Source organism: Kitasatospora sp. NPDC087314 (assembly GCF_044744365.1).
Classification (GTDB): Bacteria; Actinomycetota; Actinomycetes; order Streptomycetales; family Streptomycetaceae; genus Kitasatospora.
Window position 1 is genome coordinate 37,851 of the sequence record NZ_JBIUYE010000018.1, and the last position, 20,306, is coordinate 58,156.

The following is a 20,306-nucleotide window of genomic DNA, read 5'->3' on the forward strand; positions in this document are numbered from 1 at the left end:
GTGCCAGGTGATGCCTGGTAGTCCGTCGGCAGCTTAAGCGGAGGTTCAGGAACGGTCCGCCATGATCGCCGGGCGCGCCCCGGGGGTTCCGGGCGCGGTGAGCAGCCGAGGCAAGGAGAACGCCCGATGACCGACGCCACGTCGTCCACCCCTCCGCTCCCGGAGGGCCCGAACGGATCGGACGGACCGGCCGGCCTGCACGGACCGGACGGCCCGCACGACACCGCGCAGGATCCGCAGCGGGCGCCGAAGCGGCCCCGGGCGGCGCGGCTGCGCGGCTGGGCGGCCGGCCGGGAGCGCCGGATCGCCGCCGGGGTGGCCGCCGTCGCGCTGATCGGCGCGGGCGGGCTGACACTGGCGGTCGCCCACGAGGAGCACGGGCGCGAGGGCCACCGCGCGATGAGCCGGGCCGAGGGCGGCTCGTCCGACGAGCACGGCGAGCACGGCGGGAACAGCCGGCGCGGCGAATCCGGCGAGCACGGCGGGAACGCCCCGGGCGAGGGGCGCGCCAAGGACGGCCGCCACCACGGCGGCGGGCAGGGGCGGGACGGCGAGCAGGGGAAGAACGGCGGCCAGGCCGGGGCCGACGCCCGCCTCGCCCCGGCCCCGCTCCCCTCCCTCGCCGCCTCGGCCGCGTTGGAGAAGGCCCAGGGCGCCGTCCCCGGCGGGCGGGCCGAGTCGCTGCGCCGCGTCACCCAGCAGGGCGGCGCCGCCGCCTGGGCCGTGGTGGTCGTGGGCCCGGACGGCGTGCGCCACCTGGTGACCGTCGACGGCACGAGCGGCGAGCTGACCGGGAACACCGTCGTCGACGGGTCCGGGCGCTGACATGGCCCGGCACACGACGATGCCCCGGGCCTCGGCCCGCCCCGGCACCCCGGTCGAGGCTGGAGCGGCCGGGGCCGGAACGCCCGGGGCGAGCAAGGTCCCGGCCGTGGACGCCTGGTTCTGGCTGGTGAAGGTGCTGACCACCGGCATGGGCGAGACCCTGTCGGACTTCCTGGCGCACACCGTGGGCCCGGTGCCGGCGGTCGCGGCGGCCGGACTGCTGCTCGCCGTGGCGCTGCTCGTCCAGCTGCGGCTGCGCCGCTGCGTGCCCGGCATGTACTGGGCGGTGGTGGTGCTGGTCAGCGTGTTCGGCACGATGGTCGCCGATGTGGCGCACGTCGCGCTGGGCGTGCCGTACGCGGTGTCTGCGGGTGGGCTGGCGGTGGCGCTGGCCGCGCTGTTCCTGCTCTGGCACCGGGTGGAGGGCTCGCTGGCGATCGACCGGGTGACCGGGCTGCGCCGGGAGCTGTTCTACTGGGCGGCGGTGCTGCTGACCTTCGCGCTGGGCACCGCGCTGGGCGATCTGACGGCGGCCACGCTGCACGCCGGGTACCTGCTGGCCGGTCTGGGTTTCGCCGTGCTGATCACCGTCCCGGCGGTGGCGGCGCGGGCCCGGTGGGTCGGCCCGGTGGCCGGGTTCTGGTGGGCGTACGTGCTGACCCGCCCGCTGGGCGCCTCGTTCGCGGACTGGCTGGGCGTGGGCACCGACCGGGGCGGCCTCGCACTCGGCACCGGCCCGGTGAGCCTGGCCCTGGCGGTGCTGATGGCGGCCGCCCTCGTCCTGTCGACCCGGGCACACCGCCGACGGACGGCGAGTGGACGTTCCACCGCCTAAGCGTCTACATTGCTGTAGACGTCGGAGGCGTACGGCATCACCCCCCGGACAGCCGTGCGCCTCCGGCCTCCAGGCCTCACCCCTACCCCCGCTCGTCGACCACCCGCCGGATCTTCCCGACCGACCGCTCCAGCGCGTACGGCTCGACCACCTCGACAGCGACCGTCACCCCCACGCCGTCCTTCACCGCCCGGACGATCTCCGCCCGCGCCGCCCCCCGCCGCTCGGCCGGAGCATCCGGGCGCGCCTCGACCCGGACGGTCATGTGGTCCAGCCGCCCCTGCCGGGTGAGCCGTAGCTGGAAGTGCGGCGCGACGCCCGGAGTGCGCAGCAGGATCTCCTCGATCTGGGTCGGGAAGACGTTCACCCCGCGCAGGATGATCATGTCGTCGCTGCGCCCGGTGACCTTCTCCATCCGCCGGAAGGCCGGCCGCGCGGTGCCGGGCAGCAACCGGCTGAGGTCGCGGGTGCGGTAGCGGATCACCGGCAGCGCCTCCTTGGTGAGCGAGGTGAAGACCAGCTCGCCGCTCTCGCCCTCGGGCAGCACCTCGTCGGTGAACGGGTCCACGACCTCCGGGTAGAAGTGGTCCTCCCAGATGTGCAGCCCGTCCTTGGTCTCCACGCACTCCTGCGCGACGCCGGGGCCGACCACCTCGGACAGGCCGTAGATGTCGACGGCGTGCAGGTCGAGCCGGTCCTCGATCTCGCACCGCATCTCCTCCGTCCACGGCTCGGCGCCGAAGATCCCGATGCGCAGCGAGGTGCTGCGCGGATCGACGCCCTGCCGCTCGAACTCGTCCAGCAGGGTGAGCAGGTAGGAGGGGGTGACCATGATGATCTCGGGCCGGAAGTCCTGGATGATCTGCACCTGCCGGGCCGTCATGCCGCCGGAGGCCGGGATGACGGTGCAGCCGGCCCGCTCGGCGCCGTAGTGCGCGCCCAGCCCGCCGGTGAACAGCCCGTAGCCGTAGGCGATGTGCACCTTGTGCCCGGGCCTGCCGCCGGCCGCGCGGATCGACCGGGCGACCACGTCGGCCCACATCGACAGGTCGTTCTCGGTGTAGCCGACGACGGTCGGGCGCCCGGTGGTGCCGCTGGAGGCGTGGATCCGGCGGACCCGCTCCATCGGGACGGCGAACATGCCGAACGGGTAGTCCTCGCGCAGGTCGGCCTTGGTGGTGAAGGGGAAGCGGGCGAGGTCGGCGAGGGTGCGGCAGTCCTCGGGGCGGACGCCGGCCGCGTCGAACCTGCGGCGGTACAGCTCGACGTTGTCGTACGCGTGCCGCAGGGTGGCCCGGAGCCGGGTGAGCTGATGGGCGCGCAGTTCGTCGACGCCCATCCGCTCGCCGGCGTCCAGCAGAGCGGACGGGATCGGCTCCCCGAGGCGCCGACCGGACTCCCCGAGCCGTCGCCCGGGCTCCCCCGGATACCGACCGGATTCCCCGAGGTGTCGGCGCGGGGCGGGTGCGCTGCCGGTCATCGTCGCTCCTTCGCAGGTCGGCCGATACGGGACGCCGACCGATCGTTCGGTCAGGGCTGGCCCACGGCCAAGTAACCCAGTGCCCGAACCACCTGTCAAGGGTTGTGCAGCGGATCCGGAATGCGAAGTTCCATCCGTTTCAGGCGGAGATCGGACGGCCACCTTGGCTGGCCGATATGAAAATCATTACGGAATTTTGACCCGTGCACGGCATCCGCCGGCCCGGCCGCATGGTTCAGTGGTGCGGTTTCTCCCCCGCACCCCGGAGTGATCACCGTGCCCACGACTCCCGCCCTGGTCAGCGCGCTGCGCGAACTCGGCGACCGACCCGCCGTCGTCGCCGACGGGCGCGCGATCAGCGGCATCGGCCTGCTGCTCGGCGTCTCCCCACCGGGCGGCCTGCCCCGGATCCTCGCCGAACGCGTCGCGGCCCACGCCGCGCTGCCGCCCTCCGCCGCCCGCACCGCCGAACAACGGCTGCAGCACTGGGCGGGCGTCCTCGGCCCGCCGCCCATCCGGCACACCGTGCTCCACCCCGCCACCGACCTCGCCGTCGAACTCGCCCTCGCCACCCTGCTCGCCGGTGGCACCGTCCACTGTGGCGACCCCCAGCAGGATCCCGACCAGCAGCTCGCCGCCCTCGCCGCCGACGCCACCACCCACCTCAGCCTGCCCTCCGCCCTGCTCTGGCGCCTCAGCCGCCGCCCCGGCCTGGCCACCCACGACCTCGGCGCCCTGCGGCTCGTCCTGCACGTCGGCCCCGAACCCCAGCAGGAGGACGTGTACGCCGCCGTCGACGCGCTCGGCGCCGTCCTCGCCCACGTCCGCGCCCCGCACACCCACGCCGAGGCCGCCGACCACCGGCTGCGCGCCGCCGTCGACGCCGCCTCGGCCACCGCCTGGAAGCACACCATCGGCGTCACCGCCGAACAGGTCCAGGCCTTCGGCGCCCACCTCGACCAGGCCGTGCTGGCCTCGCTGCTGCTGACCCTCCAGCAGAGCGGCGTCCTCACCGACCCCGGGCGCGGGCACACCGAGGCCGAGGTCCTCGCCGCCGCCCTCGTCACCCCCGCCCAGCGGCCCCGGGTCGGCCGCTGGCTCGACGCGCTCACCCGGCACGGCCTGATCACCCGGCACGAGGGCGTCCACCACGGGCGGACCGAACTCACCGCGGCCGAGGTCCGGGAGGCCTGGCGACCCGCCGTCGAGGCCTGGACGGACGGGCTCGGCCCGCTCGCCGCCCTGGACCGGGTCCGGCGTGGCGCGCTGCGGCTGCCCCGGCTGATCACCGGCGAGGATGCGCCCCGGCCGGCCGCCACCCCGATCCGCTGGACGGCCGCCCGCGGCTACCTCGGCGCCGCCCTCGGCGCGCTGGTCCGCGGCCTCGCCGAGACCCACGACGGGCCGGTACCGCTGCGCGTCCTCGAACTCGGCCACGACGGCGCCGACTCCGCGATCACCCGCGCCCTCGCCGTCCGACCCCGGCAGCACGCCGACCACCACCAACTGCCCGACGGCGGCCGCTACGACATCGTCGTCGCCACCGCGACCGGCCGTCCGGACCGCGCCGTCCAGGAATTGGTCGACCAGCTCGCGCCCGGCGGGCACCTGCTGCTGCTCGCGCCCACCGGCGAACAGCTCGACCTGCTGATCACGGGCGAGGCCGAGGCCGAGGCCGACGTGCTCCCGGCCCTCGCCTCCGTCGCTGCCGCCTTCCGGGCCTCCCCCGTTTCCCCTTCGCCCTCGGCGTCCCCGATATCCGCGACGTCCCCGGCGTCCCCGATCTCCCCGGCAGCCACGGCCTTCGCCGCCGAGCACTGGCGGGCCGCGCTCACCGCCGCCGGCTGTCCGACCGTCCTCGCGCTGCCCGAGGACGGGCACCCGATGGGACTGCTCGGGCAACGCCTGTTCGCGGCCCGGATACCCTGAGCCGCCGCTACGATCGGGCCGTGCCCGCCTCCCCGCGCTCAGCGCCCTGTCGGCCGGCTCCCGGCTCCCGGCTCAGCCTCGGCTCGGCGCTCTCCGCCCGTTCCCGCTGGTCGGTGCGGTCCCGGCGGCGCGGTCGTGGGCCTTCCGTGGCCGGGCGGTGAAGCCCGGATCACACACCGCCACCCGATCCGTACCATTTCGATACCGAAGCCTGGATGAGCTGCAAGGATTCTCGCCCACCGGGCCCACGCCCGGGTAGGCTCCGCATGTCCTCCGGCCCTGGCGCAGGCGGCCCCGCGCCGCCGTGCCGCGTTCCGGGTGGCACACCCCCGCGGGCCACTCGGTGGGCACCGCGCACTCGACACCGCGCGCCAGGGCAGTCGCGCGAACGGCGAAGGGCATCGCATTGGCGGATCGGCTCACCGGAGGAGACTCCTCGCTGTTGCGGCGGATCAACGCGGCGGTCACGCTTCGGGCGCTGCGGACCGGCCACTCCGTGACCCTCACTCAGCTCGTCGGCGAGACCGGGCTCTCCCGCCCGACCGTCGAGGGCGTCATCGAGGGCCTGGTCGAGACCGGGCTGGTCGCCGAGGTCGACCAGCCCAAGGAGGACGGCCCGCCCGGTACCGGCCGCCGCGGCCGACCGGCCCGCTGGTTCCGCTTCCGCGCCGAGGCCGGGCACATCCTCGGCATCGAGATCGGCGTGCACGACATCCGGGTCATCCTCGCCGACCTCACCGGCGAGGTGGTGGGCAGTCACTTCAAGCCGGTCGACGAGACCCTGGACGCCGAGGACCGGCTCGCCGCCGTCCGCACCGCCGTCGCCGAGGTGCTGCGCAAGGCCGGTATCTCCCGCGACAACCTGTGGGCCGTCGGCATCGGCACCCCCGGCATCGTCGACCGCGACGGCACCGTCCGGCTCGGCACCGCGATGCCCGGCTGGACCGGCCTCGACCTCGGCGCCCGGCTGCGCCGGTCCTTCCGCTGCCCCGTCCTGATCGAGAACGACGCCAACCTCGCCGCCATCGCCGAACACTGGCAGGGAGCGGCCGTCGGCGCCGGCGACGTCGTCTTCGTCATGGCCGGCCTCAGCCCCGGCGCCGGCTCCCTCATCGACGGCAGGCTCCACCGCGGCTTCGGAGGCGCGGCCGGCGAGATCGGCGCCCTCCACCTGCTCGGCCAGGAGGTCACCCCCGAACGCCTCCTCTCCACCACCGGCAAGCCGCTCAACCCGCTCGACGAGGCCGCCGTCGCCCGCGTGCTACGGCTCGCGCGGGAGGGCGACGAGGTCGCGAAGGTCGCCATGGACCGCTTCCTCACCCGCCTCGTCCAGGGTGTCGCCGCCCTCGTCCTCGCCATCGACCCGCAACTCGTCGTGATCGGCGGCTGGGCGGCCGGCCTCGACGGCGTCCTGGAACCGCTGCGCGAACGCCTGGCCCAGTTCACCCTCCGCGCCCCCGAGGTGGCCCTCGCCGCGCTCGGATCCGAGGTCGTCGCGATGGGCGCGCTGCGCGTCGCCCTCGACCAGGTCGAGGACCAGCTGTTCGCCGTCGACCCGCCGACCACCGGCAACGGTCGGGCCTGACGGGGCCGGGCGGGCCCCTCCCCACCCACCACACAACGACCGAGGCCCGGACGCCACTTGGGCGTCCGGGCCTCGGCCTGAGGGTGTCGGAAAGATGGTTCAGGAGGCGCTGCGGACCTCGGCCGCAGCGCCGACCGGGGTGACCTCGACCAGGCCGGTCTCGCCGAAGGTCAGCTTGCAGGTGTCGGCCCGGTAGGTGGAGACGGCGACCGCCACCAGGCGCCCGGCCGCGGCGTACTGGGTGGTCATCACCAGCACCGGCGAACCGGGCGGGCGCTCCAGCAGGGCGGCCTCGTCGGCCTCGGCGACACCCAGCTCGACCGCGCGGGACTCGCCGTCCACCTCCAGCCGCTCCAGCTGGCGCAGCACCGAGCGGGCCCGGTCGCTCTCGGCCCGGAAACCGAGCAGGTGCGGCAGCGCCGCAGCCGGGACGTGCAACGACTCGGTGGCCATCGCCCGACCCTCCACCAGGCGGACCCGGCGGACGGTGTGCACGGTGGCGCCCTCGGCGATGCCGAGGCTCTTGGCCAGCTGGGCCGACGCGGGGGCGGTGGTGCAGTCGATCGTCCGCCAGGCCTGGCTGCGGACGGCGCCGGGCCAGCCCTCCTCCTGCCGGTTGACCGGGACGCCGACCCGCGGGGCCGCGATCAGGGTGCCGATCCCCCGCCGACGCACCAGGCGCCCCTCCAGCTCCAGCTGGTCGAGGGCCTGCCGCAGGGTCGCGCGGGCGACACCGAAGCGGGCGGAGAGCTCGCGCTCGTTGGGCAGGACCTGACCGATGGAGAACTCCGAGTCGATCGCCCGGAGCAGCACCGTGCGCAGGTGCCAGTACTTCGGCTCCGGCACCGCCGAGAGCTGTCCTGTCGTCCCCACCTTGTCCTCCACCCTGTCGTCTCCGCCCTGCGGTAAGGAGGGCGGATCCCGGGCCCGCTGTCCGCTGATGCGGCAGGTGGGAGAGCGGGCTTTTATCCGTCCTTCTTTATTAAAGGTCTTTGCAGTAAGCGACCCTAGGTGCTTCGTCCGGAGATGGTCAAGACCAATGGCGCGGCTTGGTGCGACCGTCGCACACATTCATGCCACGTTCACGTCATCCGGCGGGCGGTGCGCGTCACGCTTCGGACCAGGCCGCCGCACTCGGTAGGCTGCCCGGGTGATCGTGGTGACGAGTGTGAACGTGAACGGAATCCGGGCGGCGGCCAAGAAGGGCTTCATCGAGTGGCTGGCCGCCACCGAGGCGGACGTGATCTGCCTGCAGGAGGTGCGCTCCGAGCCCGGGCAACTGCCCGTCGAACTGCGCGACCTCGACGGCTGGCACGCGGTCTGGGCCCCCTCCGTCGACAAGGGCCGGGCCGGCGTCGCCGTACTGTCCCGCCAGGAGCCGCAGCGGACCGCCGTCGGATTCGAGTCGGAGGAGTTCGACAATTCGGGCAGGTATGTCGAAATCGACCTGCCGGGGCTGACCGTCGCCAGCCTCTACCTCCCCTCCGGCGAGGTCGGCACCGAGCGCCAGGACGAGAAGGAACGCTTCATGGCGGAATTCCTCGTCCACCTCACTGCCCTGCGCACCCGCGCCGCCGCCGACGGCCGCGAGGTCGTCGTCTGCGGCGACTGGAACATCGCCCACCGCCCCGAAGACCTCAAGAACTGGAAGGCCAACCAGAAGTCCGCCGGCTTCCTCCCCGAGGAACGCGCCTGGCTCTCCCGCGTCTGCGACGAGGCCGGCTACGTCGACGTCGTCCGCAGCCTCCACCCCGACCGCACCGGCCCCTACTCCTGGTGGTCCTACCGCGGCCGCGCCTTCGATAACGACTCCGGCTGGCGCATCGACTATCTGATGGCCAGTCAGAAACTCGCGGACACCTGCGTCAAGGCCTACGTCGAACGCGCCGCTTCCCACGCCGAGCGGTGGAGCGACCACGCGCCCGTCACCGCCGAGTTCGATTTCGGCGATAACTGATTTACAGACAGCTACAGTTGAGCGACTCTCAGAATCAGCCCCGGGGGTCACGGCACCTCTCAGCCCAGGCCCACCCGCACCAGTGAACGAGGCCTGCGATCTCGCCCGGCCGGTTTGACAAGTCGATTCGTTCCGTAACCGCGCCGAAGGGCTTGGGCACCAACACGGCACCAACCTGGGCAACTCTCTGCAACCCCAAGCTCGCGGGGGCCGACCCGGTCCTCATGGTGGTCTGCCCGATCCGGGCGGAGCAACCCCCGCGCTCGCGGGGGTTGCTCCCCTCCGCTGAGGTTCCCCCGAGGTGCGGAAGGTTGCCGGACATGACCTGATGGGTCGTGAGAAGGGAGCCTCTGCCATGGCTGCACCGATGAAGTATCCGCCCGAGTTGCGGCAGCGAGCCGTTGTTGCGTACCGGGCCGCCGACCCGAAGCCGGTGATCCGGCAGATGGCCCGGGACCTGGGCGTGCACCACGAGGCCCTGCGCAACTGGATCCGCCAGGACGAGGCCGACCGCGGCGAGCGCGACGACCGGCTGACCACAGCCGAGAAGGAGGAACTGGCCGCTCTGCGCAAGGAGAACGCCGAGCTCCGCCGGTCCTGCGAGATCCTCAAGGCCGCCTCGGTCGGGTAGTTTCCGCAGCCAGCCGCGATCGACGAGTCTGACCAGTCTCCCGCGCAGCGGTTCCAGCTTGGCCCGCACACTGACGTCGATTCCCAGCGCGTCACCGACCTGCCGGGCCATGACCGGTCCGGCGGCCTGCCGCACAGCGGCGAGAATGCGCTGGTAGTCCGGCGGGAGTGTGCTCTCCTCCACGCCTGACGTGCGGTGCGGGATCAGCATCACCGCTCGTCCGCCCACCTGCCCGGGCGCCGGCGTGACCGATGCCCGTTCGTTGGCGAGCTGTTCGCTCACCCGTTCAAGGACGCGTTCGGCGACGGCGAGTTCGTTCCGCTCGGCCCGTACCTCCGCCAACTGCTTGGCCAGCTGTTCTTCGAGTTCGTCCAGTTCCGCGCGCCGCGCGGTGATCCGTTCCAGCAGCTCAGGATCCATGCACCGGATCGTAGAAGACCGTCCAGCCGCAGCGAGCAAGAACCGGGGAGCTGACGAGGTTCAGGCCGTGTTCTACGGGTCTGGCGTTTGGTCAAGGGCGTCCCGTCGCGCTGTGCCTCGCTCCCACATGCTGCGCGCCACCGGTTCCAGCGCCCGGCCCTGGCTGGTCAGAATGTAGCGGACGCGCGGAGGCCAGCCCGGGGTGCGGTGACGCTCGATGACGCCCGCACTGGTCAACTGGGTCTGCCTGTCCGAGAGAGCGGGCAGGGCGGCGGACAGTTCGGAGTACGTGGTCTGACCGCGGCGTAGGAACTCGCGGACTACCAGCGGCGTCCACCGACCACCCAGCGCGGCGAGGGTGATGTCAACAGGGCACCGCGGTTCGTGGCCAGGCGGAAGGAGGGCGCTGTCCGGGCAGTCCGCCAGCGGGCCGTCCTGATCACCCGTCGGTGCGTGTCCAACGGTTTGGTGCGTCACGAAAACCGTGGGCCGTCGGTCGGCCGATGGGCGGGGCGGATCAGTTGCGCGTGCCGGCCGGTGGGCCGACGACGGTGGTGAGCTGGAGTTTGGTCTCGTCCTCGCTGCCCGGCGCGGCGGTCATGATGACGATCTTGAGCTCGGTGTCGCCGTCGGTCAGGACATCGCAGTCCACCGTGACCGGGCCCACCGACGGGTGGTCGACCGTCTTGCGGACCTCGCGGTTCGCGGTCACCTCTCCCGTCGCCCACAGCTCGGCGAACCTCTCGTTGCCTGCGTTCAGGTCGCGGACCAGCGCGGCCAGGCGACTGTCCCGGGGGAAGCGGCCGGTGGCGCGGCGCAGATCGGAGACGAGGGCGGCGTCGGCGGTGTCGGGGTCCGTCTCGGTGACCGGCCACAGCGCGAGGGGGGTGTGATCGACGTCCACCGGGAACCTGTCGCGGGCGAAGTTGCGCATCCGCGGCGGCGAGGCCAAGGGGTCTCCCAGCAGGGCGGCCCACCCGTGGTTCCACCACACCAGTTGCCAGTCCGCCGCGAACACGGCCACCGGTACGTCTCCGAGGCGGACGAGTACCCGTTGCATACCGGGCGGGAGATGGTCGCAGATCGTGCCGTCCGCCGGCGGCACGATCTGGGCCAGCCGGTAGAGGTGGTCCCGCTCGGCGGTGGACAGTTGGAGAGCGCGCGCCAGGGACGCCACCACCGACGCCGAGGGTGTCGTGGCCCGCCCCTGCTCCAGGCGCACGACGTAGTCGACCGACACTCCGGCCAGGTCGGCCAGTTCCTCGCGCCGCAGCCCGACAGCCCGGCGCTTGCGGACGACCGGCAGCCCAGCGGCTGACGGGGGCAGCCGGTTCCGCCACGTGCGGATCATCGCGCCCAGTCCAGCTCCGGGGGGTGTCGTCGTCATGCTCTCCATCCTCCCGCGTCCCCGATCACATGCGGGGGCGCGAGGGTGGTACTGGTCTTCCCACCGTCGAAGCGTCCCTGGTCCGGCTCCCTCGTCAAGGCAACCATCGAAGGCATGACGATCACTTTCATCACCGGAGCCAACAAGGGCATCGGCCGCGAGACCGCCCGCCGCCTCATCGCGTGCGGTCACACCGTTCTCCTGGGAGCCCGCGACCGTGAGCGGGGTGAGGAGGCAGCCGCCGCGCTGGGCGCACGCTTCGTCCCCATCGACGTGACCGACGACGCGTCCGTGGCCGCCGCCGCCGCGGACGTCGCCGAGCACGAGGGCAGGATCGATGTCCTGATCAACAACGCGGGGGTCCAGGGTCCCTTCGGTGATCCCGGCGACCTCACCGCCGCCGAGGCCCGCGCCGTCCTCGACGTCAACGTCATCGGCGTGGTCCGCACCACCACCGCGTTCCTGCCGCTGCTGCGCCGTTCGGACGACCCCGTGATCATCAACGTCAGCAGCGGCATGGGCTCCCTCGCCTTCACCCACGACCCCGGCCGGTCCGAGTCGCACGTCGTCGTGCCGCTGTACGCCTCCTCGAAGGCGGCGCTGACGATGTTGACCACGCAGTACGCCAAAGGGCTCAAGGGCATTCGCGTCAACGCCGCCGACCCCGGCTACACCGCGACCGACATAAACGGTCACAGCGGCTCCCAGACCGTCACCGAGGGCACGGACGCGATCGTCGCCCTCGCCACCGAGGGGCCCGGTGCCGGCACCGGACGCTTCATCGACCGCCATGGCGAGATCGCCTGGTCCTGAGACCGGCGGTGCCGGGTCACCGGCCCTGAAGAACAGAACGGGCAGAACATCGAGACCGGTCCCGGACAGGAGAACCGCTGCCGCTACTGGCGTCGGCGGAACCTCCGGCCGAGGTGATCAGGACGTACGAGCCGGGGCCCGGCACGTCGAGACGGTAGCCGCCGTCGGGCCCGGTGACCGCGCGGTCCAGACGGCGTTCCACATCTCCGCCGCCTTCTTGGTGGTCGCCGCCCTCGTCGCCGCGTTTGTACTCAAGCAGAAGGGCTGGGAGAGCGTCGCCGAGGCAGATGCCGCCGTCGGGATGGCGGAAGGATGACGATGCTGCGGCAGCTCGGGTTCCTGACCGGAACTACTGCGCGACGCACTGGACTTGCGAGTGAGCACGGAGACCACCCGCGCCACCCACCTCCTGCGCGCCCTGCTCGTCCTGACGAATCTTGAAGTCAACCGTTGACAGACGATCTACTCCGGAGACTGCCGCCTCCGACCAGCGTGAGAACCTCGGGAGACCGTCACGCCAGCCCTTTGACCTGTGCCTTCAAGTTGGCGGAGGCGGTCAGCCGGTCGGCAAACTCGGCCACGGACGCGGGGTCCCTGTTGTTGAGCCTCTGATCACGCTGTATCGCACGCGCGTACCGAACCAGGTCGGACGGCTCCAAGTCGGCCAACCGTTTGCGCGCGGCCTCGAGCAGCGTGGTTGCGGATTCCAGAAGTCCGGACTCCTCAAGGGGACGCGCCGGCAGCCGTATCCCTTCGAGGAGCAGTCGTGGCATGGCACGCGTCAGGTGGGCTCCGCCTATTTCTCGGACGGTCAGAGAGAGATGAGCTGACAAGCCCTGGTCGCCCACGGCGGAATGGGCGAACCCACGTGGAATGTAGAGCACCTGTCCCTTGGACACCGTGGTGTTCAGCAGAACGGGACCGGGGTCTCCCGAAACCTCCCCGGCCTGCCAGTGGTGATCAGACGGACCGCTTCGGACGGTCCAGCGCTTGCTGCCTGCCACTTGCAGGAGGAGCACGTCCGCGTCGTCCCGATGCACGGGAAGCCCTTGGCCTCCCGGTGGCGTGACGAAAAAGAAGGCCTCCACGCGTCGGCCCACCTCGTCCGCGAGCCGAGCCACCAATTCGGCTGTGGGCCGATGCCATTGCTCGGTGTTCCGCAGGAGGAGCGTCGCTCCCGTCTCCAGGAGGGCGAGTATCGCTCTACTGTCAGCGAAGCCGGCGGTCGGTTGCGAACGCACCTCACGCGCTTCAGTGTATTCGTTGAGCGCGATATCCTTGCCTGCTCGGACCATCTCGACGTGGGGAGATCTGAGCGTTCCTCCCGCCAAAGCGGCATCAATGTCATCAAGGCTCATGGGCGGGGGCGGCGCCGTTTCGAAAACCGCCGGCTCTCGTCGCCAGTAGATGGAATCAAATTCTTCGACGTCGCCCACCCAGCGATGCATCTCGGTTGCATTCACAGGAATTCCTTCTTCGCGAGAAAGCGCGTGTCCGATTTTCTGAGGTGAGATCATGCCAGGCACGGGTCTGTGGGCTCCGTCTTCGATGCTCGCCGCACTGAAAATGTTCTGCCGATGGCGGCGGCCCTGCCAACCACAACGTGTCAACTCGGCACCCACAGGAAACGACAGTCCATGTTTTCCTGCGGAACGCCGACCGCACGAGGTGAGCCGTCAGCTGGCGCTTTACATATCCACGTATCCCCACAAGTGGCCCAGGATGGCGAGTTGCGTGCGGTTGGCCGCCCCGGTCTTCCTGCGCAGGCGACGCAGGTGCGTGTCGACGGTGTGCGGACTGATCCCCAGTTTTCTGGCGATACTGCCGTAGGTAAGTCCTTCGGCGAGGAGAGAAAGAACCTCCTTTTCGCGAAGAGTGAGTGGAGGTCGTGTCGAGTGGTTCGATCCCACGGTGACTCCCTGATTCTTCGGGGACAGTGCGATTTCCTGTTAAAGCATCCAGGGTGAGGGGGATTTTACCCCTGAAGGTTTTTCTTCATACGGGCGTCGCGGACGGGTCCGGACCACTCGCGACGCATGATCCACTGGCGGCCGTGCGCACCGACATGTGCGACGGTCAGCGCCTGGAGCCGCCCGGCTCATCGCGCCCGTGCACTCCCGGTGCGGACGCGGGCGACGCGGCTCGCGGTCCGGCCTTCACGGTCCAGTAGCCCGACGGTCTTGTAGTCGACGAGGTTGCCGTCGGCCTGGAAGATCAGCGTGGTGTAGCCGGTGTCCAGGTGCTTGCCCGGGTAGAACGGCCCTCCCTCGTTCATGCTGATCCTGGGCAGGCCGTCGCCGGAGCTGGCGTCGTCGGCCTGCGCGGTTCCCGCCTGCGCCATCGTCCCGGCCAGCGTCAGCGCACCCGCCATCACTGCCATGGCCGTGTGCCGCATCGTCTTCGTCGCCTTCATGTCCCCGTGTTGCCTTCCACGTGTGGGCGCCCGGCCATGTACCGGGCGCACTCTGAGGGAGATGAGCATGGCCGATGGTGGTAGACAAACGATATACGTTGCGTTGAGGGGCGAAGCGGGCCCGCGTTGTTGACCGCATGTCAACCGGGGCTGGGGAGTCTGGAGTCATGGAGAACACCGCAATCGCAACCAGCAGCGCTCGTACGAAGCGCTCCCTGCGGGCGCTGGCCGCCACCGCCGTGGCGGCCAGCGCGCTCGCGCTCAACCTCGTCTCCGTGACGCCCAGCAGCGCCGCGCCCAACTGCCAGGGGGTGCCCGTCTGCTGGGACCACCTCACCCAGGGCATGTGCCTGCGGGGCGGTGAGAACATGTCCTCGCCCGTCCAGTACGGCAGTGAGGGGGTCGTAGCCACGGAGGAGGCGAACGGGCATTGTCAACTTGAGCTGGTGGCCTTGGGGCTGGGATGATCGCCAGGTTTGTTGACCACGGGGAGGGGTTGGCCGTGGGAGCCGGGGCGGTGGTGTCGTACAAGGGGTTCCGTTTCCCGGCGGAGATCATCTCCCACGCTGTGTGGCTGTACCACCGGTCCCCACTCAGCTACCGCGAGGTCGGGGAACTGCTCCTGGCCCGCGGGATCACCGTCTCCCATGAAGCCGTCAGGCAGTGGTGCGACCGGTTCGGTACGCCGCGGGACGCGAAGGCCGCAAAACGGTTCATGGCCAAGCTCATGAAGAAGCAGGGCCGGGTACCCAGGGTGCTGGTCACCGGCACGTGCCGCTCCTGCGGCCGGCTCGCCGGCACCTGATGGGCTCGGTGGAACACCGCTCCCACAAGGGCCTGAACAACGGGGCGGAGACCTCGCACCAAACAACCCGCCAGCGCGCCATGAAGGGCTTCCGCACGGCCCGGTCAGCCCAGAGGTTCCTCGCCGCGTTCAGCCACATCTCACTGCACTTCCGACCTCGCCGCCATCTGCTCACCGCCGCTGAGTACCGCACCGAGATGCACCACCGCTTCGAGACCTGGAACCAGATCACCGGCACCACGAGCATGCCCACCACGGGTTCGCCCTTCTTGTAGCAGGCCATCCCGGCTATGGAGACCCGCCCGGATCCCCTGCCGCGGACGTGAACCACCGGGGTTCGGCCCACGCGGCCCCAGGTTCTGACACGCGGCGGTCTCAGCGTCTGCGCGGCTTCGTCTTCGAGGACCAGCCATGCTCCACGAGCCGCCGCGGCGCTTTTACCGCGGGCCACAACCTCCTCCTTCCACAGCTCGACGGCCCCCTCATCACGTTCAATCGCTCGCCGTATCGGCTGCTGCCATGACCAGCCGTGGCGCTTGAGCAGCGCCCACGTGCCCTCCACGGTGTAGCTCACGTGGAACATGCGCCCGATGAGGGTCTTGATCCTGGCCAGCGTCCACCGCTGGTCCTCCCACCCGTGCGCCAGCGGCCCACGCTCCAACTCCCGCTCAAGCCGATCGACTTGCGCGGCACTCAGCCTCTGCCGACCCGGCGAGCCCTTCGAGACGACCCCGACCTCACCGCGCTCCCGCCACTGCCGGCGCCAGCGCTCCACCGACCGCTCCGAGACCCGCAATGCGGTAGCGATCTCCCGATTCTTCTCCCCAGCCTCGAACCGGGCCACGGCCTGCAGCCGAACCCGCTCCCGAGCAGCCCTCTCGGCGTCGGTCAAGCCGCCGCCCTGCGCGTATCTCACACCATGAGAGCTACCGGACCCGGCCCCTCGCCGTAAGGCGAACGCCCCGGCTTCAGCCTTTCAAGTTCAGTAGTGAGTCACAAGCGGAAACCGCACCCGCCACACCCCGACGCGCCCTCAACCAGCCACCTAACCGACAACTTGCCCCTCCCCGTGATCAACGAACCTGGCGATCATCCGAACCCCAAGGCCACCAGCTCAAGTTGACAATGCCCCGGTGAATGTTTGCGTTGGGACACATGTCAGCGAGCCGACCACTCGGCCTCCCAGACAGCGTCCGAGATCCGGTGCCCCAGGTCGTCCTCGTCGGTTCCGGTCGCCTCGTATGCCGCCGCCTCCGGGGTCGCGGACAGCGCCGATGAGCTGCCGGCCTCGAAATGGAACTCCTCCCTCACGGTCTTGAGGAACTCGTACCCGTCCAAGAAATCGAGGCTGGTCGCGTACCGGTGGATGTCACCGGGGAACGGCCTGCCGATCCCCGTGAAGTACCAGCGGAGCACTTCCTTGTCGGTCGAGGGCCCGCTGCTGGACGGGTCCGCGAGTCCATGTGCCTCAAGGAAGCGTTTCTTCGCCCTGGTGCGCCGCAGGGTCCGCGGGTAGGCGGGGTCCGACCGCAGTGCGCGGAGCAACGGCATGTTCAGGGCGCCGCCGTACGGGCGGTAGCTCCGGCCGAGGACCTCGTCCTCGATGAGGGAGGCGAAGCTGTTCTGTGTGTACGCGTGCTCGGCGAGCCAGCTCCGCCACTCCGCGTCCGCCGTCAGGTGGTGGGTCGCGCGGAACAGCGCCAGAGCGGCCGCGGTCCTGGCCCGCGCGTCGGCCGGCGGTGCGCCCAGGTGCGGCACGACGGCACCGAGAGCGCTCCGGCGCAGGCGGAGATAACGGCGGGGGCGCAGTCTGACCTCGTTTAGTATCGCGGTGATCTGCAGGAAGTCACCGTCCCCGTCGTGGATCAGCCCGTTGCTGTGCGACCGGTCGACGAAGGCGTTGTGTTGGAGGGGGAAGTCCGCCGCTGGCTTCGGGAGCGCGCCGTGCTCGCTCCTCATCACATCGAGCATGGCGAGGGCGTCACACTTCTTCTGGTCGACCGAATGCTCCGCGACGAAGGCCCGCAGGGCGTCGATCTCGTGCTCCGGCAGCCCGGCCGCGCGGCCTTTCGCGAGGTCCAGCCGCAGACTGCGCTGGGGGTAGTACGTCTTCTTGGCAAGGTCCAGGAGACGTTGGCAGGTGCTCTCACCGATGAGGCCCTGTGCCCGCGCGCCGTGGAGGGTGGCGCGTATGTTCACCATCGCATCGGAGAGTTGCACGTGGCCGTCCTCCCGTCCGGCGTGGGCGACGGTGACCTCGTCGTCGTCCTCGAGGGTCCCGTCCCGGTACTGCTCGAAGACCTTGCCGATCCCGCGCATGCCGAACGGGGCGAGTTCGGCGGCGCGGAGCGCTCCCATGCTGGCGCTTCCGTAGACGGGTATGCCGGCTCGCAGCGCCCAGAGGATCTCCTTGTGCCAGACCGCGGGCACGTCGTGGAACCTGCCGTCGACGATGCCGATCGCCGTCGGCTTCTCCTGCGCCAGGGCGTGGATGTGCCCCTGTTCGACCGGCGGCAGGTACACCACGTCCCAGTCCCGCGGCCGGTCACTCTCGGCCAGGGTCGGTCCCACGAAGACGAACGCTGTCATTGTCTCGCTCCTTGGTCATTCACGGTGCTTGCCCGGGTGGGCTCACTCGGCCGGGGCCAGCAGGCCCGGAACGAGCACCTTCAGCACCGGGATTCCGATGTGGGCCTTGGTCAGGTCGACCACGACGATCTGCGACTCCCCCCGGTCGCGCAGCGCGTCCACGATCCTGAGGACGTCCTCCTCGAAGGTCTCGTGCGCGTGGCTCGGTGTCTCGTGGAAGCCGCGCGTGCCGTCGCTCCTGCGTGTCTCGTTCCACTTCGCGGTGAGCCGCAGTTTGTTGCGGTGCGAGTCGTACACGTTCCGCGGCAGGTCGTCGCGGGCACCGGAGATGAAGGTGAGCCGGGTCTGGGCCGCCTCCGTGAAGGCTCGCAGGAGCGCAATCTCGCGGCGCAGATGCGTCCCCCAGCCGGCGTTGATCGGCAGCGGACTGTGCGAGGTCTTCGGGTCCTCGCCGATATTGCACTCGAACGTGGGGATGCAGAGGTCGGGCGTCAGGTCCCGGACCGAGACCTCCAGACCGGCGGAGAGGAAGATGTCGAGCACCTGCCGGCAGGCGGGGTCGTCCACCGTGGTGAGGTCGATGCTGTTCCGCGTGGGGGCGGCCCGCCTCGAATCCCTGATGAAGGCGTCACGCTCGACCAGTTCGCACAGGGCGTGGGCCAGGGCCTCCATGAGGTGGTTGCCGGACGCCAGCCCGTTGGAGTTGCCCCACGGCGGAACGGTGCCGTGGCCGAGCAGGTCGAACCCGTCGGAGCGGAAGTCCATGGTGACGAGGCCATGGGGGACCCAGATGGCGCCGCCGCCGATGAGTTCGCGTCCCTCGACCCACAGGAACCTCCGGTCACGGAGATCGTGGGTCTGGAAGAGTTCGTGCCGGTCCAGCTCCAGCACCTGCCCCGTGTCCGCCATCTCCCGAGGCGTCCCCAGACGCAAGGGCAGGGTCATGTTCTCCGCGTGCCACCTCTCCAGGCTCTCCATCACGGAGGACGCCCGCGCCGCCTCGAGCGTCAGGCCCTTGCCCTGGTGGACGGCGAGCGAACGCGAGTTGGGGCGGACCGACAGCACGACGGGTATGCCGAGCACATCCAGCCCCGTCACATTGGCGACCCGGGTCAGACCGATCTCGGGGAAATGGGGGCGCACCCGCTCGAAGGTCTCCCTCGGCGGCACCAGGCGGTCCGTCCCGTCCCGGTGCCCTTTCGTCGTGGCCGCTGACTTGATCGTGTCCAGCGAAAGTTCCATCACGCTGATTCCTTCGTCAAGGGTGGGTTCGACGGTGCGGGCAGCCGGAGCCGGGCGACGTTCGGGCCTTCGGCTCGCGGGCGGAACGGGGTCCTCGCACGAGTGACGTCCCGAGCACGGCGGCTCGCCCCCGGTCGGTCGAGGTCATCGGTGAAGGGCAACACCACCATTCCTGCGGCGAGTATCTTTCCAGGAGGTGACGTGGGCCATAAGTACCGAATACTCGTGATGGTCGGCACCGCTGCGGGATACCGCGAAAGAGCGAAGCTTATGACAGGATCGGAGCGACGCATGCCGGTTGGCTCATGGCATCCCCGCGAAATTCCCGCCATTGTTCGCGAGAACGGGCCGAAAGGGTGCCGATGGCATGCCCCGAGTGTCAGAAGCCACCACTCCTACGTGAATTGACTAACGACCGGACCGGCGGCGGGACAGCTCCGGCACCCTGCCCGGTGGGTCGGTGGCGGTCGACCGCTCAGGCCACCGAGAGGAAATGGAACCATGGAGACCAGCTATGCCAAGCTCCACCTCGATCCTGAACTGAACCACAGTTCCGGCTACTTCACGAGCGGCGACATGTCGTTGGAGCAGGCCCAGCGCGCCAAGACCGACACGATCCTGTCCCACTGCCGGATCGAGCCGGCCATGAGGGTGCTCGACGTCGGCTGTGGCTGGGGTGCGACCGCCCGCGCCGCGACCCAGCGGTACGGGGCGCGCTGTGTCGGCATCACCCTGGACCCGGGGCAGCTCGCGTACGCGCGCGAAAGGGACGCGGAATCCGCCGGCGGACCACACATCGATTTCCGTCTCACCAGGTGGGAGGAGTTCTCCGAGCCCGTCGACCGCATCGTCTGCGTCAACGCCTTCGAGAATTTCGAGGACAAGCAGGGCTTCCTTCCTCACTGCCGCACCCTGCTCCCGGTGGGGGGCGTCATGGTCATGCTGACGGTGACGGCGGAGCGCCGGATGTTCCGTGTGATACCCAAGGAGGAGATCGTCCGGAGGGCCCAGGACGCAGGATTTAAGGTGCGCGCGTCAAGCTCTCTGGCGGACGACTACGCGCGCACGCTCGAGCTGTTCGTCCGGAACCTCAACGAGAACCGGGCAGAGGCACTTTCCCTGGTCAGCGAACGGCGGCTGGACTGGCACGTGAACTACTACTCGAAATCCGCCGAATACCTCAGGTCGGGACTGAACGACATGTTCGAGTTCACCTTCACCGCGGTCTGAGACCGAACGCCTTCGGCATCACCACCATCGGGATCGGCTCTGAAGGACGGTCGTTCCGGCGCGGAGAGATATCAGGCTGCCCGGGCATGCCACAAGTCACGCATTCTCACTCCCGATACGCGGTACGCCCGGACGGTCGTGCCGCACGTACGTGTCAGGGAAATT

18 protein-coding genes and 3 pseudogenes are annotated in these 20,306 nt (G+C 70.4%); 11 read left to right on the top strand and 10 right to left on the bottom strand.

Annotation, left to right across the window (positions count from 1 at the left end; translation table 11 throughout):
• Nucleotides 1-126: 126 nt before the first annotated feature.
• Nucleotides 127-825 (top strand): hypothetical protein, encoded by a 699-nt coding sequence (locus tag ACIO5E_RS33060; RefSeq protein WP_400675072.1) that lies wholly within the window; start codon nucleotides 127-129, stop codon nucleotides 823-825.
• Nucleotide 826: 1 nt separating this feature from the next.
• Nucleotides 827-1,660 carry a hypothetical protein gene (locus ACIO5E_RS33065; RefSeq protein WP_400675074.1) on the top strand — a complete coding sequence of 278 codons (834 nt, stop codon included), beginning with the start codon at nucleotides 827-829 and terminating at the stop codon, nucleotides 1,658-1,660.
• An 82-nt stretch (nucleotides 1,661-1,742) separates the two neighbouring features.
• Here ACIO5E_RS33065 and paaK read toward each other — a convergent pair whose 3' ends face one another.
• Nucleotides 1,743-2,999 (bottom strand): phenylacetate--CoA ligase PaaK, encoded by a 1,257-nt coding sequence (paaK, locus tag ACIO5E_RS33070; RefSeq protein WP_400675332.1) that lies wholly within the window; start codon nucleotides 2,997-2,999, stop codon nucleotides 1,743-1,745.
• Nucleotides 3,000-3,416: 417 nt separating this feature from the next.
• Between paaK and ACIO5E_RS33075 the strand changes: the two genes are divergently transcribed.
• Together ACIO5E_RS33075 and ACIO5E_RS33080 are read left to right on the top strand one after the other, a co-directional pair.
• On the top strand, nucleotides 3,417-5,069 hold the full coding sequence (locus tag ACIO5E_RS33075; protein WP_400675077.1) for a hypothetical protein: 1,653 nt from the start codon (nucleotides 3,417-3,419) through the stop codon (nucleotides 5,067-5,069).
• A 406-nt stretch (nucleotides 5,070-5,475) separates the two neighbouring features.
• A complete protein-coding gene (locus ACIO5E_RS33080; RefSeq protein WP_400675079.1) occupies nucleotides 5,476-6,654 on the top strand; it encodes an ROK family protein in 1,179 nt (392 codons plus the stop codon).
• 99 nt (nucleotides 6,655-6,753) lie between these two features.
• Here ACIO5E_RS33080 and ACIO5E_RS33085 read toward each other — a convergent pair whose 3' ends face one another.
• Nucleotides 6,754-7,527 (bottom strand): GntR family transcriptional regulator, encoded by a 774-nt coding sequence (locus ACIO5E_RS33085; RefSeq protein WP_400675082.1) that lies wholly within the window; start codon nucleotides 7,525-7,527, stop codon nucleotides 6,754-6,756.
• Between the two features lie 277 nt (nucleotides 7,528-7,804).
• Between ACIO5E_RS33085 and ACIO5E_RS33090 the strand changes: the two genes are divergently transcribed.
• From ACIO5E_RS33090 to ACIO5E_RS33100, 3 genes and pseudogenes are all read left to right on the top strand, one after another.
• Nucleotides 7,805-8,611, top strand: coding sequence for an exodeoxyribonuclease III (locus tag ACIO5E_RS33090; RefSeq protein WP_400675085.1), 807 nt, complete (start codon nucleotides 7,805-7,807; stop codon nucleotides 8,609-8,611).
• Between the two features lie 367 nt (nucleotides 8,612-8,978).
• Nucleotides 8,979-9,233: pseudogene (locus ACIO5E_RS33095) on the top strand (transposase); the annotation flags it as partial.
• A 204-nt stretch (nucleotides 9,234-9,437) separates the two neighbouring features.
• Nucleotides 9,438-9,716, top strand: coding sequence for a hypothetical protein (locus ACIO5E_RS33100; RefSeq protein ID WP_400675087.1), 279 nt, complete (start codon nucleotides 9,438-9,440; stop codon nucleotides 9,714-9,716).
• Between the two features lie 18 nt (nucleotides 9,717-9,734).
• Here the strand turns inward: ACIO5E_RS33100 and ACIO5E_RS33105 are convergent, their stop codons facing one another.
• Both ACIO5E_RS33105 and ACIO5E_RS33110 read right to left on the bottom strand, forming a co-directional pair.
• Nucleotides 9,735-10,139, bottom strand: a complete 405-nt coding sequence (locus ACIO5E_RS33105; RefSeq protein ID WP_400675090.1) for a winged helix-turn-helix transcriptional regulator — start codon at nucleotides 10,137-10,139, stop codon at nucleotides 9,735-9,737.
• Nucleotides 10,140-10,179: 40 nt separating this feature from the next.
• The gene (locus ACIO5E_RS33110; RefSeq protein ID WP_400675093.1) at nucleotides 10,180-11,058 is read right to left on the bottom strand and encodes a helix-turn-helix transcriptional regulator; all 879 of its coding nucleotides are present in this window, start codon (nucleotides 11,056-11,058) and stop codon (nucleotides 10,180-10,182) included.
• Between the two features lie 105 nt (nucleotides 11,059-11,163).
• Between ACIO5E_RS33110 and ACIO5E_RS33115 the strand changes: the two genes are divergently transcribed.
• Complete coding sequence (locus ACIO5E_RS33115; protein WP_400675096.1) at nucleotides 11,164-11,862, top strand: SDR family NAD(P)-dependent oxidoreductase; 699 nt, start codon at nucleotides 11,164-11,166, stop codon at nucleotides 11,860-11,862.
• A 512-nt stretch (nucleotides 11,863-12,374) separates the two neighbouring features.
• Here ACIO5E_RS33115 and ACIO5E_RS33120 read toward each other — a convergent pair.
• From ACIO5E_RS33120 to ACIO5E_RS33130, 3 genes are all read right to left on the bottom strand, one after another.
• Nucleotides 12,375-13,325 (bottom strand): JmjC domain-containing protein, encoded by a 951-nt coding sequence (locus tag ACIO5E_RS33120; RefSeq protein ID WP_400675098.1) that lies wholly within the window; start codon nucleotides 13,323-13,325, stop codon nucleotides 12,375-12,377.
• Between the two features lie 225 nt (nucleotides 13,326-13,550).
• A complete protein-coding gene (locus ACIO5E_RS33125) occupies nucleotides 13,551-13,772 on the bottom strand; it encodes a response regulator transcription factor (RefSeq protein WP_400675100.1) in 222 nt (73 codons plus the stop codon).
• Between the two features lie 188 nt (nucleotides 13,773-13,960).
• Nucleotides 13,961-14,275: a hypothetical protein gene (locus tag ACIO5E_RS33130; protein ID WP_400675102.1), complete on the bottom strand. Its 315-nt coding sequence runs from the start codon at nucleotides 14,273-14,275 to the stop codon at nucleotides 13,961-13,963.
• A gap of 167 nt (nucleotides 14,276-14,442) precedes the next feature.
• Here ACIO5E_RS33130 and ACIO5E_RS33135 point away from each other — a divergent pair, with 167 nt between their 5' ends.
• Nucleotides 14,443-14,742 (top strand): hypothetical protein, encoded by a 300-nt coding sequence (locus tag ACIO5E_RS33135; RefSeq protein WP_400675104.1) that lies wholly within the window; start codon nucleotides 14,443-14,445, stop codon nucleotides 14,740-14,742.
• A pseudogene (locus ACIO5E_RS33140) lies at nucleotides 14,739-15,355 on the top strand (transposase). Before ACIO5E_RS33135 ends, ACIO5E_RS33140 begins: the two are co-directional and overlap by 4 nt.
• A gap of 44 nt (nucleotides 15,356-15,399) precedes the next feature.
• Here the strand turns inward: ACIO5E_RS33140 and ACIO5E_RS33145 are convergent.
• The 3 genes and pseudogenes from ACIO5E_RS33145 to ACIO5E_RS33155 all read right to left on the bottom strand — a co-directional run.
• Nucleotides 15,400-15,996, bottom strand: a pseudogene (locus ACIO5E_RS33145) (winged helix-turn-helix domain-containing protein); the annotation flags it as partial.
• Nucleotides 15,997-16,238: 242 nt separating this feature from the next.
• Nucleotides 16,239-17,669: a TfuA-like protein gene (locus tag ACIO5E_RS33150; RefSeq protein ID WP_400675107.1), complete on the bottom strand. Its 1,431-nt coding sequence runs from the start codon at nucleotides 17,667-17,669 to the stop codon at nucleotides 16,239-16,241.
• Nucleotides 17,670-17,711: 42 nt separating this feature from the next.
• Nucleotides 17,712-18,911, bottom strand: a complete 1,200-nt coding sequence (locus tag ACIO5E_RS33155; RefSeq protein ID WP_400675110.1) for a YcaO-like family protein — start codon at nucleotides 18,909-18,911, stop codon at nucleotides 17,712-17,714.
• 501 nt (nucleotides 18,912-19,412) lie between these two features.
• Between ACIO5E_RS33155 and ACIO5E_RS33160 the strand changes: the two genes are divergently transcribed.
• Nucleotides 19,413-20,141, top strand: a complete 729-nt coding sequence (locus tag ACIO5E_RS33160; protein ID WP_400675112.1) for a class I SAM-dependent methyltransferase — start codon at nucleotides 19,413-19,415, stop codon at nucleotides 20,139-20,141.
• Nucleotides 20,142-20,306 lie beyond the last annotated feature (165 nt).